Source organism: Nocardioides pymetrozini, from assembly GCF_046058985.1.
Lineage (GTDB): Bacteria > Actinomycetota > Actinomycetes > Propionibacteriales > Nocardioidaceae > Nocardioides.
Genome location: NZ_CP175556.1, coordinates 1451776 through 1468125, shown reverse-complemented (window position 1 = coordinate 1468125; position 16350 = coordinate 1451776). Strand labels below are relative to the sequence as shown.

Genomic DNA, 16350 nt, shown 5'->3' with positions numbered 1-16350 from the left:
GAAGTTCTGTGATGATTTCGTCGTGCAGGACGAACGGGGACCCCGCCTCCCCCGGCTAGCGTCGGGTGGGTGACCGTGGCCGACCTGCCCCGCGCCGGGCTCGCTCGCGTCGTCGAGGAGCTCGGCAGCACCCTGCTCGACGTCGTCTGCGGCGACGTGCAGCGGCCCGAGGAGATCGGCGGCGTGGTGATCCACGACCCCCTCGACGAGCCCGAGCTCCCCGAGCACGCGCTCGTCCTGGGCGTCGGGCTGCACGAGCCGGGTGAGATCGCCGAGGCGCTCACCCGGATCGGCGGCCAGGGCGCGCTGGGGCTCGTCGTACGCGCGCCAGTGGAGGTGACCGACGAGCTCGCCACCGCGGCACGGCGCGCCGGGGTCACGCTGCTGACCCTCGCCCGCGGCGCGGCGTGGACGCATCTGGCCGGCATGATCCGCAGCCTCACCCACGAGGGGGCCCAGCTCGACCCCGAGCCGCTGGGCCGCACGGGCGCGGGCCTGCGGCAGGTCGTCGGCTACCAGTCCGGGCTCGACGACCTCTTCGCCGTCGCGAACGCGATCGCCGCGCTGCTCGACGCGCCGGTCACCATCGAGGACCGCAGCTCGCGGCTGCTGGCGTTCTCGAGCCGGCAGGAGGAGGCGGACACCTGGCGGGTGCAGACCATCCTGCGCCGACAGGTCCCCGAGGAGTACACCCGGCTCCTCGAGGAGCGCGGGGTCTTCCAGGAGATCTACCGCAGCACCCGCCCGGTGTGGGTGCCTCCGCTGTCCGCCGACGAGCCCGCCGGCAGCGGTCGCGCGGCGATCGCGGTCCGGGCCGGCGACGAGATCCTCGGGACGATCTGGGCCGTCGTCAACGAGCCGATCGACGAGGCCCGCGGCCAGGCGCTGTACGACGCCTCGAAGCTGGTCGCGATGCACCTGGTGTGGGCGCGCGCCGACGCCGACGTGGAGCGGCGGCTGCGCGCCGACCTGCTCAGCACGGCGCTGGAGAGCGGCCCGCGCACGGTGGAGACGCTGCGCCGGCTCGGGCTGAAGGACGAGCCCGCCGTCGTCCTGGCGCTCACGGTGGTGGGGGCGGGCGCCGAGCACCCCCTCCCCGCCCAGCTGGCCGTGGAGCGCAAGCGGGTCGCGGACGCCTTCGCGCTGCACCTCACGGCGGTCCATCCCCGCAGCGCCGCCGGTCTCGTCGGCGACGTGGCCTACGGGATCCTGCCCGTCGCCCGCGGGCGGAAGGACGGCGAGGAGCGGGCCGCGGAGATCGCGGCCGACTTCCTGGCCCGCGTCGACTCCCGGCTCCGGCCCCTCGTGGGCGTCGGCCCCCTCGCGCCGGGCAGCGCCTCGCTGAAGCGCTCGCGCACCGGGGCCGACCGCGCCCTGCGGGTGCTGCGCTCCCGCCCGGCCGGCGTACCGTCAGCGGCGCGCCAGGTCGCCCGGCTCGACGACGTCCATCTCGAGGCGCTGCTGCTCGAGCTGGCCGACCGCGTCCCGCGAGGCGACATCCCGAGCGGACCGGTCGCCCGCATCGTCGCCTACGACCAGGAGCACCAGAGCAGCCTGGTCGACACCCTGCGCGCCTGGCTCGACGCCTTCGGCGACGTCGCGCTCGCCTCGGCGGCGATGTACGTCCACGCCAACACCTTCCGCTACCGCCTGCGCCGCGCCGCCGAGGTCGGCCGGCTCGACCTCGCCGACCCCAACGCCCGCCTCGCGGCCATGCTCCAGCTGCGCCTCATGGACCTCACCGCCCCCGACGAAGTGTGACGTGCGGGGGCGCGAGGTGTGACTTGTGGGGGCGCGACGTGTGACTTGTGGGGGCGCGAGGTGTGACTTGTGGGGGCGTCAGGTGCCCTCGTACACCCCTTTCTCACGCCTCGTACGCTCACTTCTCACACCTCGCGCCCCCACACCTCACACTTCGTCGATCCCGAGCTGTTGGAGGAGGAAGCCGAGCCACTCGACGTCCTGGGCGAGGATCACGTCGGGGTCGGTGGCGGCGCCGTGGCCGGCGTCCTCGAACACGTGCAGGAGGATCGGAGCCTCGCCCTGCTGGGCGGCCTGGAGCCGGGCGACGAACTTGCGGGCGTGCCAGGGTCGGCACCGCGGGTCGTTCGCGCCGGCCTGCACGTAGACGGCGGGGAACACGCCCGGACGCACCAGCTCGTACGGCGAGCGCCCGATCATCCGGCGTACGTCGACAGGATCCTCCGGGTCGCCCCACGCCTTGCGGATCACGAAGTCGAGATAGGGGTCGCGCATGCCGGCGACGAGGTCGAGCAGCGGAGCCCGTGGGAGGACAGCCCGCCACAGGTCGGGGCGCGTGGTGAGCGCGACGCCGCACATCAGGCCGCCGTCGGAGCCGCCGGTGAGCGCGAGCCGGTCGGACGTCGCGCGGCCGCTCGCCCGCAGGTGCTCGGCGACGGCGACGAGGTCGTCGTCGCGGACGTGCTTGTTCTCGCGGTGCCCGGCCAGGTACCAGTCCCGTCCGAGCTCGCCCCCGCCGCGCAGGTAGGCCTGCACGACCGTGCCGCCGGCGGCGACGAACGCTGCCAGGTCAGGCTGGTACGACGGCAGCGTCGGCACGTTCGCGGCGCCGTACGCCGTGACCAGGGTCGGCGCTGGTCGGGCAGCGGCACCACGGGGGCGGACGACGTGGAAGGGCACGCGCACGCCGTCGGGCGCGGGCGCCGCTCCCTCCTCGACCTCCGCGTCGAGGGTGACCGCGGGCGGCACGAGAAGCTCCGTCCGCGCCCTGCCGGGCCGGTGCCGGTGCACGCTCCACGAGGTGGTGAGGGTGGAGAACGCGAACAGGAAGTCGGGTGCCGGCGGGCCGACTGCGAGACCGGTGAGCGCGAAGAAGGGTGCGGCCAGGGCGCCTCGACCGGGCAGCGGCAGCTCGCCGACGACCCGGCCGGAGCCCTCGAGGATCCGCACCCGGGCGAAGGTCCGGTCGAGCTCGCTGAGGTAGAGATGCGCACCCACGGGCGTCACCCCGCGGAGCACGGTATCCCCTTCGGGCACCAGCACCTCCCAGCCCGTGGGGTCGGCGGGGTCGGCGGCGTCCAGCGGGATCGCCACGAGCCGGCCTCGGGCCGCGCCGACGTCGGTCACCGCGACGTACCGGTCGCCGACGACGTGTCCCGCGATCGTCCCGTCGCAGGCCGTGACGAACGGTCGCCAACCCTGCTCGGGCCGCGTGAGGTCGCGTACGGCGACCGGTACCGGACTGCCCACGCGATGGGCAGCGAGCAGCCAGCGTCCGTCCGGCGACGGCTGGACGAGCGTGTACTCCCGCGACCCCGCCGGCACCGGCACCGGCTCGACGACGGTCGCCCCGGTCGCCAGGTCGTGCCGGAAGGTCGCCTGCACGAAGTCCTCCGGCGCCCCGGTCAGCGCAAGGAACCAGAAGGCACTGCTGTCGACCGCCCACGCGACGCCGCCCGCCCACGCGCTGTGCAGCACCTCGGCCGGCGCCGGCAGCCGCTCACCCGACGCCACGTCGACGAGGCGGATGGTGTTGTGCTCGCTGCCGTCGGTGCAGACTCCGACCGCGAGCACGCGCCCGTCGGGCGAGGGGACGAACCACGAGAGCACGGCCCCGTCCTCCAGTACGACGACCGGCCGGCCCTCGGCGTAGGGCTCGTCGGCCACCACCACCGCGCTACCGGACGGGCGGAACCACCGCCCGGCGGCGTGCCGGGGCAGGGCCGGGCGCGCGCCGGCGTCGTGCCGTTCGACGAGGGCGCGCAGCGCGTCCCGGTCGTGGCCACCGAGGATCGAGCCGGTCGCGATCTCCGCCTGGCGCCGCTGCCAGGCGTGGACCTCGTCGTCCTCCGCCTCCAGCCATCGATAGGGGTCGGGCACCCGGACCCCGGCGGGGGTGGCGACCGCGTCGACCACGCGCGCGGGCGGGTACGGCGCGGCGAGCTCGCGGCGCAGCCGCTCGAACGCGCCGGGGACGCGGTGCACCTCACCGAGCTCGACCACCAGGTCGAACCCGTCGTCCAGCGTCGGTCCGGCCACGTCCTCCTCCAGCGCCACACTCCAGTCGAACGCGCGCGCCGAGCGGTCGGTGATCCGGACCACCGGCCCCGAGGCGAAGGTGGTTCCGATGACCACCAGCTCGCCGCCGAGCCCCCTTGCGAGCAGGCCGCCGAGCGTGGGGGCGCCGTCGTACGGCATGCGCTGGACGTGCCCGTTGTGGGCGCTCACCAGCACCCGCTCCTCGCGCTCCAGGACCCAGCGCACGGTGTCCGCCATGAAGGCCTCGCGGTCCGGCCCGTCGGCCCCGTCGGCGAACGCGCGGACGCAGGCGGCCAGCCGCGCCGTGACGGGGTCCGGGTCGGCGAGCGCCCGCTCGGCGAGGGCACGCAGGTCGCTGCGCAGCCGTTCCCGCTCACCGTCGACGAGTCCGGCGTACCGCAGTGCCGCCTCCACGCGGCCACCGAGATCGCTGCGGGCCAGCAGCTCTGCGTCACCCGGCTGCGCAGGCAGGCGGTCGAGCAGGGCGCGGACGGCAGGGCCCGGCGAGGTGGTCCCTCCGGCGAGGTCCATGCCGTAGACGCGGACCCCGCCGTGCGAGCGCATCCAGGCGAGCTGACGGTGCACCTCGACGGCGTTGCCGAAGCCGTAGGAGACCGCGTCCCGAGCGACGTCCTCGACGGAGCCCGGCCCCCCACGCACCCACGCGTCGAGCTCGAGGCCCTCGGGGAAGCCCGACTCCACCACGAGGGCGGTGAAGCCGCGCTGCTCCACGAGCTGCCGGAACAGCCGGTCCCGGAGCTCGTGGAGCTCGGCGATGTTGTGGCCGGCCTCGCCGAGCGCGACGACACGGGCGTCACCGATGGCGGCGAGCACCGCGGCGAGGTCGACCATGCGTGTCTCCTACTTCGTGAGGTACCAGAGCTCGGGGCTGTACAGGAAGCTCAGCAGGGAGTGGAAGGACTCCGGCGGCCCGGAGAGCGTGTCCTTCCAGACCACCAGCGTGTGCGGCGTCGGGAAGAAGAGCACCGGCAGGTCCTCGGAGACGGCGGTGGTCTCCTTCGCCAGCACGCTCGGGTCCGCGCCGAAGGTCGACTCGTCGATGAGGGCGTCGACCTCCTCGTTGGAGTAGGACCCGAGGTTGAAGGTGCCGGTCGTGTTGAAGACCGTGTTGCTGCTCGGGTAGCCCGCGGCGAGGTAGATCGCTCCGTAGTCCTGCATCCCCCACTCGTTCTTCTTCGCGGGCGCGAAGCTGTTGCCGTAGTTGGAGTACATGTAGTTCAGCGACTTGGTGACGACCTCGACCTCGATGCCCAGCTTCTTCGCCTCCGAGGCGAAGGCGACGTCGCGCGCGCCGACGTACGACGGGGTGTTGGCCGAGGCGAGCGTGAAGCTGATCTTCGCGCCCTGCGGGATCCCCTCGCCGCACTGGTCCTCTCCGGTGCCCGGCCTCTCGCAGGTGGTGGTGCCGTTCGGCACGACCTTCCAGCCGTGCTGGGTGAGCAGCTCCTCCGCCTTCGCGGGGTCGAAGGGGTAGGTCGCCTCGGCGCCGAACTCCGGCGGGTACGGCGTGTCGGCTCCGGCCACGCTGTAGTTCTCCGAGGCCGTGCCGTTGTAGACGCCGCGGCTCTCGATGTAGCCCTTCTGGTCGATCAGGTGCTGGAGCGCCTGCCGGACGTACGGCTGCGCGGCGATCTTGCCGAAGCTCTCGACGGTGTTCTCGAAGTTGAACGTGAGCGGGTCGATGCGGGCCGGCGCGGGGGCGCCGTACACGTGGTAGCCGTCGCTCTTCAGCGTGTCGATCTCGGAGGCGAAGCTCGCGTCCAGGGTGCCGACGGTCAGGGTGCCGGCCTTGTACTGGTTGAGCACGGCCGAGGCGGAGGTGAACGCCTTGAAGTCGACCTGGTCGAGCCGCTGCTCCCCCGGACCGCTGAACTCCTCGTTCGCCACCAGCGAGAACGAGCCGGTGGTGGGGTCGAAGCTCTTCAGCCGGAAGGGTCCGTTGACGACCTGCCACAGCGGGTTGGTCGTGAAGCCCGCCTGGTCCTCGGCCTGCTGGGTGAGATACGTGTAGATCGCCTTGGCGTTCTTCGGGTCGCGGAAGTCCAGCCGCGGACCACCCGTCTCCGCGATGCTCCACTCCTCCGACGGCATCACGTAGAGCAGGGCGAGCATCGACAGCAGGTAGGACTCGTTGTACGCCGTCTCCAGGCTGAGTGTCACCGTGCCCTCGTCGGTGGCCTCGGCGCTCACCCCGTCGGGGAACTGGCCGGGCGTGTAGAAGCTCCAGTTGCCCGGGCTCTTCGCGATCGCCGCCTTGAGCAGCTCCAGCGAGAACACCACGTCGTCGGCGGTGACCTTGCGCCCGTTCGACCACTGGTAGTCCTTGAGGCGGATGGTGACCGTCGTGCGGTCCTCGCTCGTCTCCGGCAGCTCCGCCAGGCTCTGCTCGGCGTTCACCACGGCGTCGCCGGTGCCGCTGGGACGGTAGAGCGCGCGCCACATCAGGCCGCGCGCGATGACCGTGCCGCTGACGGACGCCGGCGGGTAGGGGTAGATGTAGTTGGGCGTCAGACCCGGCGTGAGCGCGACGGTGATGGTGCCGCCGTCCTGGGGCGTGCCGGTCTCGGCGGGGATGTCCTTGTACTTCTTCGCGACGTCCTTCGTCGATGCTCCCTCGCTGGAGCATCCCGAGACGAGGAGGGCGACCACCGCGACCAGGGCCACGCCGAGGCGGCCGCGTCGCTGTCCACGCAGGTGGGTCATGTCAGTTCTCCGCAGTGTGGGTCGGGTGTGGGCTGTTCGGTCGAAGATGCACCAGCCGCGAGGAGCCCGGTTCGTCCGCGCCGACGATTCCTCGGCGAGGGCTCGGTGGACCTGGACAGGGACGGGCCTGGTGGTCTTCTGGGTCAGTCGGCCTTGCGTCCGACGGCGTCCCGGAGCGCGTCGGCGAGCAGGTTGAGGGCGAGCACGGTGAGCACGATGAAGCCGCCGACCGGGTAGATGAGCCACCAGTAGTCGGCAGAGATGTAGGTGACCCCGCTGGCGAGCTGGCTCCCCCAGTCGGTGGTCGGATAGCTCAGCCCGAAGCCGAGGAAGCCCAGCGCGGCCACCACCAGGACCGCGTCGGCCACCTGGAAGGTGATGTTGACGATGATCACGCCCATCGCGTTCGGGATCAGGTGGGTGAGGATGATCCGCCGCCGGGACGCGCCCATCACCTTCGCGGCGAGGACGTACTCCCGCACCCGCAGGGTGAGCACCTCGCCGCGCACCAGGCGGGCCGAGATCAGCCACGAGAAGGCGCCGATGACGAGCGCCAGCGTCCAGGCGTTGGCGTCGAAGCGCGCGGACAGGATGAGTACGAAGAACAGGAAGGGCACGGACAGCAAGACGTCGACCAGGCGCATCATGAAGCCGTCGACCACCCCGCCCGCGAGGCCGGCCACGGCGCCGTACACGGTGCCGAGGGTGGTGGCGAAGAGCGCGGCGAGGAGGCCGATCTGCAGCGACACCTGGCCCCCCTCCATCAGCCGGCCGAGGACGTCGAAGCCGTTGGTGTCGGTGCCGAGCGGGTGCCCCGGACCGGGTGGGAGCGCGGCGTCGAGCAGGTTGACGTCGGTCTGGTTGGTGCGCCACAGCAGCGGTCCGACGAAGCAGAACGCCACGATGGCCAGCAGCAGGCCGGCGCCGGCCAGGCCGAGCGGGTGATGGCGCAGCTGACGCAGCGCGGTGCGCAGGGAGGTCGGCGGGGCCGGCGCGAGGGCCGCCTGCTCGGCGGCGTCGGTGGCCGCGGCGGTGGCGGCGTCTGCGGCCCCCGGACGGGGGTTCACGGTGCTCATGCGGCCAGCTCGATCCTGCGGTCGGCCAGGGCCACCGCGATGTCGGCGATGAGATTGCCCACCACGGTCAGCACGCCGCCGATCAGCGTGTAGGCGAGGAGGATGGGATAGTCCTCGCGGTGCAGGCTGTTGAGGAAGAGCAGCCCGAGCCCGGAGTAGTTGAACAGGGACTCGACGATCAGGTTGCCCGCCAGGAGCAGCGGGATCATCGTGCCGACCAGCGTGACCACCGGCAGGCAGGCGTTGCGCAGCAGGTGCCGGGTGAGCACCAGCCGCTCGGGCAGGCCCTTGGCGCGCGCGACCCGGATGTAGTCCTGGCCGAGCTGGTCGAGGGCGGCGGAGCGCTGGTACTGGCTGAAGATCGCGATGCTCGTGACGGCGATCGTGATGACCGGCAGAGCCATCGAGCGGGGGTCGGTGAACACCACCCACGGTGAGTGCGACTGCGAGGCCTCGGCGGGCAGCAGGTCGAGCTGCTGGCTGAACACGGCGATCAGGACGAGGCCGAGCAGGAAGGCCGGTGTCGCATAGAGGACGTACGCGACACCGGTCGCCAGCCGGTCGACGAGGCTGTTGCGCCGCACGGCCTGGAGGATCCCGAGCGGGACGGCGACGAGGAGCGCGACCACCAGGCCCGCCAGCGAGAGCATGGCGCTGCGTCCGGCGTTCTGCTGCAGCAGGGTGGAGACGTCCTGGTTCAGCTTGTACGAGCGACCGAGGTCTCCCTGCAGCAGCTGGCCGAGATAGCTGAGGTACTGCACCACGACCGGCCGGTCGTACCCGTGCTGGTGGTTGAAGTCGGCCACCGCCGCGGGCGAGGCGCGCTGGCCCAGGACCACGCGGCCGGGACTGTCGGAGACCAGGTGGAGCAGGAAGAAGACCACCGCGGAGATGCCGAGGAGGACCACGACGGAGACCGCGAGCCTCCGCGCGACGTACCAGGCCATGTCAGGAGCCTCCGTCCTTCTGGGCGACCGCCGGGGTGCTGGGCTGGAGTGGGAAGTGGCAGGCGACCTGGTGGCGGGCGCCGTCGGGCGCGAGCACGTCCGCGAGAGCGGGCTCGACCTGCGCGCACAGCTCGGTCGCCAGGGGACAGCGGGTCCGGAAGCGGCAGCCGCTGGGAGGGTCGAGCGGGCTGGGCAGCTCTCCGCGCACCCGGTCCACCGTCGGGACGGGGAGCTCGGGGGCGCTCGGCACCGCCTCCGGAACGGCGGCCAGCAGACCCGCGGTGTAGGGGTGCGCCGACGCGGCGTACACCCGCTCGGTGGGGCCGGTCTCGACGATCTTGCCCAGATACATGACGCCCACCCGGTCCGCGAGATAGCGCACGACCGCGAGGTCGTGGGAGACGACGACGCTGCTCAGGCCGCGATCGCGCTGGATCCGCCGCATCAGGTTGAGCACCTGCGAGCGGATGGAGACGTCGAGGGCGCTGACCGGCTCGTCGGCGACGAGTACCGTCGGGTCCAGGGCCAGCGCACGAGCGAGGGCGACGCGCTGGCGCTGACCGCCGGACAGCTCGTGGGGGAAGCGCTCGAGGACCGCTGCGGGCAGGCCCACGTCGTGGAGGAGCTCGCGGGCGCGGGCGGTCCGCTCCGCGCGGGTGCCGATGCCCTGGATGGCCAGCGGCTCCCGCAGCGCCGCGCCGATCCGCATCCGCGGGTCGAGGGCGGCGCTGGAGTCCTGGAACATCATCTGCAGGCGGGCGCGGTGCGCGCCGAGCTCGCGGGGACGCATCGTCGTGACCGAGCGTCCCTCGAAGACGACCTCGCCCGAGGTCGGCTGGTCCAGCGCGACGAGCATCCGCCCGAGCGACGACTTGCCGCAGCCCGACTCCCCTACCAGGCCGTAGGTCTCGCCCGCGGCGACCTCGAGGCTGACTCCCGACACGGCCCGCACGGTGCGCCGCGGACCCAGCCAACCGCGGTGTCCGGCCGGGTACTCCCGGTGCAGGTCCACCGCGCGGAGCCGCGCGGTCTCGGTCCCGGTCGGCGTGGTCACGGCGGGCGCGCTCTCCGCGATGCGGACCGGGACCCGCTCGAGGGGGCCGGCGGCCGGGTGCCAGCAGGCGAAGGCGTGGTCGCCCTCGGTCACGACGGGCGGCCGCTGCGTCCGGCACTGCGCGGACGCGGCCGCGCAGCGCGCGGCGAACCCGCAGCCGACCTGCTCCGCACTGAGATCCGGCGGGGCGCCGCCGATGCTGAACAGCTCCTCGCCGCGGTCGTGGGTCAGCGAGGGGATCGAGGCCAGGAGGGCCTGGGTGTAGCGGTGGCGGGTCCGGTCGAACAGGGCGGCGGTCGGTCCGGTCTCGGCCAGCCCGCCGGCGTACATGACACCGACGCGGTCGGCGTGCCGCGCGATCACCCCCATGTCGTGGGTCACCAGGATCATCGCCATGCCGAGCCGGGCACGGAGGTCGTCGAGCAGGTCGAGGATCTCCGCCTGGATGGTCACGTCGAGGGCGGTCGTCGGCTCGTCGGCGATGACCACCCGAGGCTCGCACACCAGCGCCATCGCGATCATCACCCGCTGCCGCATGCCGCCGGAGAGCTGGTGCGGATGGTCGTCCATCCGCTCGGCGGGGCGCGGGATCCCCACGAGCGCCAGCATCTCCTCCGCGCGGCGGCGGGCCGCGCGGCGCGACAGGCCCAGGTGGAGGCGGGCGGGCTCGGCGACCTGGTCCCCGATGCGGCGGGTCGGGTTGAGCGCGGTCAGCGAGTCCTGGAACACCATGGCGATGTCGTTGCCGCGGATCGCGCGGTACTGCGGGCCCGGGAGGCCGACCAGCTCGGTGCCGCTGAGGTCGATCGAGCCGGACGTCACCCGCCCGCCTGCCGGGAGCATCCCCATGATGGCCAGACCGGTCATCGACTTGCCCGAGCCGGTCTCCCCGACGATGCCCAGGGTCTCGCCGCGGTGGAGGTCCAGGCTCACCCCGGAGACGGGCCGGACGACCCGGTCGCCGCGCCGGATCTCCACCCCCAGGTCGCGGACGGTGAGCACCCGCTCCGACGCGGCCGGCTTGCTGTTCGCGGCGCGCACGCCAGGGCGGTCCCCCACGTCCCCTCCCGGGCTGCTCCCCGGGCTCGTCCCCGTGCTCACTGCTGCGCTGTGCTGGGCCACGGCACGATGGTGCGACGCGCGTCACCCGCGATGTTGGTGCGAGCCACCGGAGCTGGGGGTCGCGGTTCGTCCGGCCGCACGAACGGCGCCCAGGGGCTCATCCAGCCCGACCGAGCTCGGCGCGGTAGAGGCGTCGTACGTTCTCGCCGAGCACGGCGACCACGTCCGCCTCCGGCCAGCCCCGGCTCAGCAGGGCCTCGGTGACGAGGGGCAGGCCTGCGGGACCCTCGAGGCCCGGCAGGTAGGCGTCGGCCCGCACGCCCTCGACGAAGGCCACCTCGCAGCAGGGCGGCGTCGTGTCGGCGAGCACCTCCTTGATGAAGTCCGGGCCCAGCCCCACCTGCGCGATGCCGGCGACCGAGACGACATGCTCGAGGTGGTCGACCAGGCGGTCCACCGTGAAGTCCACGGCGTGGAGATAGGGCGCGAAGAAGTTCACGCACACCACGCCTCCACGCTCGGCGATCCCCCGGATCTGCTCGTCGTCGAGGTTGCGGTGGTGGTCGAAGAGCGCGCGGGCCGCGGAGTGCGTGGCGATCACCGGCCGCGACGACGCCTCGAGGACGTGCTCCACGCCGGCGCGGCCGAGATGGCTGACGTCGAAGAGCATGCCGAGCCGCTCCATCTCCGCCAGCGCGGCAACGCCCGCCCTCGTGAGCCGGCCTCCCGTCGCGTCCTCGCCGCTGCCGTCGGCGAGCGCGGTCCGTCCGAAGTGGGCCAGCGAGGCCACCCGCACGCCGAGGCGGAACAGGGTCTCCAGCAGCTCGACGTCCTCCCCCACTCCCGGCGCGCTCTCGAGCGCCAGGACCAGCGCGATCCGCCCGGACGCCAGTACCTCGTCGATCTCGTGCCCGTCCCGGCACAGGGCGACCTCGTCGTCGTTCCCCTCGGCCAGCCGGTGCGCGGCCTCGACCATCCGCAGGGTGCGGCGCAGCGCGCCCTCCGGGCGGTACCCGTCCTCCACGAACACGGGCAGGGTCTGCAGGTCGACCCCGCCGGCACGCAGCTGCGGCAGCCACTGCTCACGGAAGAACGCGGCCCAGCGGTCGGCCGGGCGCGCCACGACGGCGCAGAGGAGGTCGTTGTGCGTGTCGGCGACGACCGCCGACCGATGCAGCTCGTTCACGACACCCTCCGGTCGGCGCGTCCGGTGTGCAGGTACGCCGCCCGGCCGGTCCCGTCGTCGCCGAGAAAGGCCACCGGCTGGTGGGTCCCGCCCTCGGGATCCACCGGCCACAGCGTGTCCCCGCGCCAGGCGACCAGCTCGGTGCGGTACGGCGGCTCGTCGATCTCGGCGAGCACCCCGCGCGGCGTGCGACGCAGCCAGAGCCGGCCGTGCGCGTCGCCGCTCACGACGGTCTCGGCGACGTCCGAGACGTAGGTGCCGGCGTACCGGAGGGGCTCGGGGGTCCGACGCGTCGCCGGCGGGTCCGGCACGCCCGGCAGCTCGACGTCGGCGAGCGTGCGCAGGACGTGGCCCGCGATCGCGCGGTGCAGCCGCTTGCCGTCGCCGCCGTTGGTGAGGACCGCGACGGCCAGGTCGTGCTCGGGGAGCAGGCGCAGGAAGGCCGACTGGCCGATGGTGTTGCCGTCGTGGCCGACGACCGGCGTGGGCGCGAGCCGGAACAGCTCCCAGCCCAGCCCCCACGCCTCGCCCTGGCCGATGTCGGGCAGGGCGACCTGGGGCGCGCGCATGGCCGCGAGCGCCGGCGCGGTGAGATGGTGGCGGGCGAAGGCCACCAGGTCGCGCGCCCGCATCGCGAGCATCGACCCGGCGGGCGCGTTGGACCGGGCGAGGGCCCAGGTCGTGGTGGGATGCAGCCCGGCGCGGTGCGCGGTCTCCACGTGCCCGACCGCCACCCGGTGCAGCACCGCCTCGTAGGGGTCCGTCGCTGCGTGGCTCAGGCCGAGCGGGGCGAGCAGGTGGGCGCGCAGGCAGGCGTCGTACGGCGCTCCGCGGACGACCTCGACCAGCCGGCCGAGCACGCAGAACGCGGCGTTGTTGTAGGACCACATCGCGCCGGGCGGGAAGAGCTGCGGCACGTCGGCCAGCAGGTCGACGTACCGCTCCAGGCAGTCGTCGCCCTTGCCGGTGTCGGTGAAGACGTCACCTTCGAAGCCGGCGGTGTGGGTGAGGAGCTGGCGCACGGTCACGGTCGCGGCCGCGCCCTCGTCGCCCAGCCGCAGGTCGGGCAGCCAGGTGCGCGCCGGGCGGTCGAGCTCGACCAGGCCCTCCTCGACCAGCTGGTGCACCAGAGTCGCCGTGAGCACCTTGGTGATCGAGCCGATCTGGAAGATGGCGTCGGTCGTCGCCGCGACGCCGGTCGCGGTGCTCAGGGTCCCTGCGGCGGCGTCGACGAGCTCGTCCCCGTGCACGACCGCGACCGCCGCCGCCGGCACGCCGGTCTCCTCCAGCAGCTCCGGCAGCCGCTCCCGCAGCCACTCCCCGATCCCACGCATGGCCGCAGCCTAGGCGCGCACGTCCCTCGCCCCTTCGTCGAACGGCACCACCTCACCGCCACTCCTTCGTGCGCCCCGACCGTGGAGTCGTCACTTCCGACCCGTCGAGTCGTCGGTAGCGGCCGCTCGAGTCGTCGCTCGTGACCCGTCGAGTCGTCACCTCTCAGGTGAGCGCCTCCGGCGACTGCCGAACAACGCCGGGTCGACGGGTCGGAAGTGACGACTCGACGGGTCGGAAGTGACGACTCAACCCGAACGGGTCAGGACATGTGGGGGTAGCGGTGGTCGGTGGGCGGGACCAGGGTCTCCTTGATCGAGCGGGGGGAGGTCCAGCGGAGGAGGTTGAGGGCGGAGCCGGCCTTGTCGTTGGTCCCGGAGGCGCGGCCGCCGCCGAAGGGCTGCTGGCCGACCACGGCACCGGTCGGCTTGTCGTTGACGTAGAAGTTGCCGGCGGCGAAGCGCAGGTGGTTGCTCGCCCAGTCGATCGCGGCGCGGTCGGTGGCGAGCACCGAGCCCGTGAGCGCGTACGGCGCCGCGGACTCGGCCTGCCGGACGACCTCCTCGAACGCACCGGGCCGGCTGTCGTCGTACACGTGGACGACGAGGATGGGGCCGAAGTACTCGGTGGAGAACATCTCGTCGGCCGGGTCCTGGGCCACCACGACGGTGGGCCGCACGAAGTAGCCGACGCTGTCGTCGACCTCGCCGCCGGCAACGATCTCCAGCCCGCTGGTGGCCCGGGCCCGCTCGATCGCGGCCTTGTGCTTGGCGAAGGCGCGGGCGTCGATGACGGCGCCGGTGAAGTTCGCGAAGTCGGTCGGGTCGCCCACCGGCAGGGCGTCGGTCTGCGCGGCGAGGTCGGCCCCCATGCGCGCCCACAGCGAAGCGGGCACGTAGGCGCGCGAGGCGGCCGAGCACTTCTGGCCGGAGTACTCGAACGCCCCGCGGATCAGCGCCGTGCGCAACACGTCCGGGTCCGCCGAGGGGTGCGCGATGACGAAGTCCTTGCCGCCCGTCTCGCCGACCAGCCGCGGATAGGTCCGGTACGACGACAGGTGGGCGCCGACGCTCGCCCACAGCCGCTGGAAGGTCGCCGTCGACCCGGTGAAGTGGATGCCGGCGAGGTCCGGGTGGGCGAGCGCGACCTCGGAGACGGCCAGGCCGTCGCCGGGCAGCATGTTGATGACGCCCGGCGGCATGCCCGCCTCCTCGAGGAGCTCCATGGTCAGCGAGGCCGCGAGCTGCTGGGTCGGCGACGGCTTCCAGATCACCGTGTTGCCCATGAGTGCCGGGGCGGTCGGCAGGTTGCCGGCGATGGCGGTGAAGTTGAACGGGGTGATCGCGTATACGAAGCCCTCGAGCGGGCGGTGGTCGGTGCGGTTCCAGATGCCCGGCGCGTTCGCGATCGGCTGCTCGGAGAGGATCTGGCGGGCGAAGTGGACGTTGAACCGCCAGAAGTCGATGAGCTCGCAGGCGGCGTCGATCTCTGCCTGGAAGGCGGTCTTCGACTGGCCGAGCACGGTGGCGGCGTTGAGCCGCTGGCGCCACGGGCCGGCGAGGAGCTCCGCCGCGCGCAGGATGACCGCGGCCCGCTCGTCGAAGGGCAGCGCCTGCCAGCCGGGGGCCGCCTCCCGGGCCGCCGCGATCGCGGACTTGGCGTCGTCGGCCGTGCTGTTGCGCAGGACGCCGAGCACCTTCTGGTGCGCGTGCGGCTGGACGACGGCGATCTCCTCGCCGCCGCCGACGACCCGTTCGCCGCCGATGTGGGCGTCGAGCTGGCGCGTCGTACCGCTCAGGGCGTCGAGCTGCGCGGCCAGCTCCCCACGCTCCGCACTGCCCGGGGCGTAGGTCAGGTTCGGCTCGTTGACCGGGGCCGGCGGGGTGGTGATGGCGTCCATGTCGGGTCCTCTCGGGGGCGGGATCGGCGGGTCAGCGGGGTGAGCGGGTCAGCGGTGCGCGAGCGCGCGCAGGAAGAAGGCGACATTGGCCGGGCGCTCGGCGAGGCGCCTCATGAAGTATCCGTACCAGTCGGTGCCGAACGGCACGTAGACGCGCATGCGGTGGCCGTCGTCGACCATCCGCTGCTCCAGGTCGGTGCGCACGCCGTAGAGCATCTGCGCCTCCCAGCGGTCGGGGCCGCGCCCAGCCACCGCCGCCTGCGCGACCGCCCGGTCGAGCATCGCCGGGTCGTGGGTGGCGATCATCGGGTAGCAGTCGGAGGCCATGAGCGCGTCGATCGCCCGCTCGTAGGCGTGGTCGACCTCGGCCTTGCGCTGCAGCGCCACCGACGCGGGCTCGCGGTAGGCGCCCTTGACCAGGCGGATCCGCGCGCCGGTGCCGTCGAGATCGGCGATGTCCCCGGGCGTACGACGCAGGTTGGTCTGCAGCACGTTCCCCACGAAGGGGTACGTCGCCCGCAGCGCGGCGCCGATCGCGAGGGTGGAGTCGACCGTGGTGTGGTCCTCCATGTCGAGGGTCACCGTGCAGCCGAGGGCAGCGGCTGCGTCGGCGATCTCCGCGGCGTGGTCGGTCGCGACCGGCGTACCGCCGTCCAGCGCCTGGCCCATCGCGGACAGCTTGAGGGAGACGTCCGCGTCGGCGGCGCAACCGGCCTCGGCGAGGGCGCTGAGCAGTGCGAGATAGGCGTCGCGCATCGCGCGCGCGCCGGCGAGGTCGAGGACGTCCTCGCCGAGCACGTCGATGGTCACCGAGCGCCCGGCGGCGACGAGGCGGCGAGTCGCCGCGACGGCGTCGGCGGTGGTCTCGCCGGGGACGAACCGGTCCACCACCTTGCGGGTGAGCGGGAACGACTCGACGGCGCGTCGGGTGCGGGCGCTGCGTGAGGCGCGGTTGAGGGTGGCGCTCAGGGCCTGGTCGAGCATGCCTCCACGGTAGGAGCGTCCCGGGTCACACGAAAGCGACACCTGCCACGCCTTGACGGGCGAGC

Annotated in this window: 10 protein-coding genes; 1 reads left to right on the top strand and 9 read right to left on the bottom strand. The window is 73.2% G+C overall.

All coding sequences use genetic code 11. The features are described 5' to 3' along the window. Positions 1-69 precede the first annotated feature (69 nt). Positions 70-1761, top strand: coding sequence for a PucR family transcriptional regulator (locus ACJ5H2_RS07135; RefSeq protein ID WP_408898876.1), 1692 nt, complete (start codon positions 70-72; stop codon positions 1759-1761). Positions 1762-1908: 147 nt separating this feature from the next. Here ACJ5H2_RS07135 and ACJ5H2_RS07130 read toward each other — a convergent pair whose 3' ends face one another. The 9 genes from ACJ5H2_RS07130 to ACJ5H2_RS07090 all read right to left on the bottom strand — a co-directional run bounded on the left by ACJ5H2_RS07130 (position 1909) and on the right by ACJ5H2_RS07090 (position 16285). Beyond that, positions 1909-4872, bottom strand: a complete 2964-nt coding sequence (locus tag ACJ5H2_RS07130; RefSeq protein WP_408898875.1) for a prolyl oligopeptidase family serine peptidase — start codon at positions 4870-4872, stop codon at positions 1909-1911. A 9-nt stretch (positions 4873-4881) separates the two neighbouring features. Further along, positions 4882-6744, bottom strand: a complete 1863-nt coding sequence (locus tag ACJ5H2_RS07125; RefSeq protein WP_408898874.1) for an ABC transporter substrate-binding protein — start codon at positions 6742-6744, stop codon at positions 4882-4884. A gap of 143 nt (positions 6745-6887) precedes the next feature. Then, complete coding sequence (locus ACJ5H2_RS07120; protein WP_408898873.1) at positions 6888-7820, bottom strand: ABC transporter permease; 933 nt, start codon at positions 7818-7820, stop codon at positions 6888-6890. Continuing rightward, the gene (locus ACJ5H2_RS07115) at positions 7817-8767 is read right to left on the bottom strand and encodes an ABC transporter permease (protein ID WP_408898872.1); all 951 of its coding nucleotides are present in this window, start codon (positions 8765-8767) and stop codon (positions 7817-7819) included. The genes ACJ5H2_RS07120 and ACJ5H2_RS07115 overlap by 4 nt, the downstream gene beginning before the upstream one ends. A 1-nt stretch (position 8768) precedes the next feature. Next, complete coding sequence (locus tag ACJ5H2_RS07110) at positions 8769-10943, bottom strand: dipeptide ABC transporter ATP-binding protein (RefSeq protein ID WP_408898871.1); 2175 nt, start codon at positions 10941-10943, stop codon at positions 8769-8771. 97 nt (positions 10944-11040) lie between these two features. Then, complete coding sequence (locus ACJ5H2_RS07105; protein ID WP_408898870.1) at positions 11041-12069, bottom strand: dipeptidase; 1029 nt, start codon at positions 12067-12069, stop codon at positions 11041-11043. Beyond that, on the bottom strand, positions 12066-13403 hold the full coding sequence (locus ACJ5H2_RS07100; RefSeq protein WP_408898869.1) for a serine hydrolase domain-containing protein: 1338 nt from the start codon (positions 13401-13403) through the stop codon (positions 12066-12068). Before ACJ5H2_RS07100 ends, ACJ5H2_RS07105 begins: the two co-directional genes overlap by 4 nt. A gap of 260 nt (positions 13404-13663) precedes the next feature. Further along, positions 13664-15301: an L-glutamate gamma-semialdehyde dehydrogenase gene (pruA, locus tag ACJ5H2_RS07095; protein WP_408898868.1), complete on the bottom strand. Its 1638-nt coding sequence runs from the start codon at positions 15299-15301 to the stop codon at positions 13664-13666. 48 nt (positions 15302-15349) lie between these two features. Beyond that, positions 15350-16285, bottom strand: a complete 936-nt coding sequence (locus tag ACJ5H2_RS07090) for a proline dehydrogenase family protein (protein WP_408898867.1) — start codon at positions 16283-16285, stop codon at positions 15350-15352. Positions 16286-16350 lie beyond the last annotated feature (65 nt).

Bases quoted from the DNA above. Each gene is read 5' to 3' on its own strand.
- ACJ5H2_RS07130 (WP_408898875.1), bottom strand. From the start codon at position 4,872: ATGGTCGACCTCGCCGCGGTGCTCGCCGCCATCGGTGACGCCCGTGTC.
- ACJ5H2_RS07125 (WP_408898874.1), bottom strand. From the start codon at position 6,744: ATGACCCACCTGCGTGGACAGCGACGCGGCCGCCTCGGCGTGGCCCTG.
- ACJ5H2_RS07120 (WP_408898873.1), bottom strand. From the start codon at position 7,820: ATGAGCACCGTGAACCCCCGTCCGGGGGCCGCAGACGCCGCCACCGCC.
- ACJ5H2_RS07115 (WP_408898872.1), bottom strand. From the start codon at position 8,767: ATGGCCTGGTACGTCGCGCGGAGGCTCGCGGTCTCCGTCGTGGTCCTC.
- ACJ5H2_RS07100 (WP_408898869.1), bottom strand. From the start codon at position 13,403: ATGCGTGGGATCGGGGAGTGGCTGCGGGAGCGGCTGCCGGAGCTGCTG.
- pruA (WP_408898868.1), bottom strand. From the start codon at position 15,301: ATGGACGCCATCACCACCCCGCCGGCCCCGGTCAACGAGCCGAACCTG.
- ACJ5H2_RS07090 (WP_408898867.1), bottom strand. From the start codon at position 16,285: ATGCTCGACCAGGCCCTGAGCGCCACCCTCAACCGCGCCTCACGCAGC.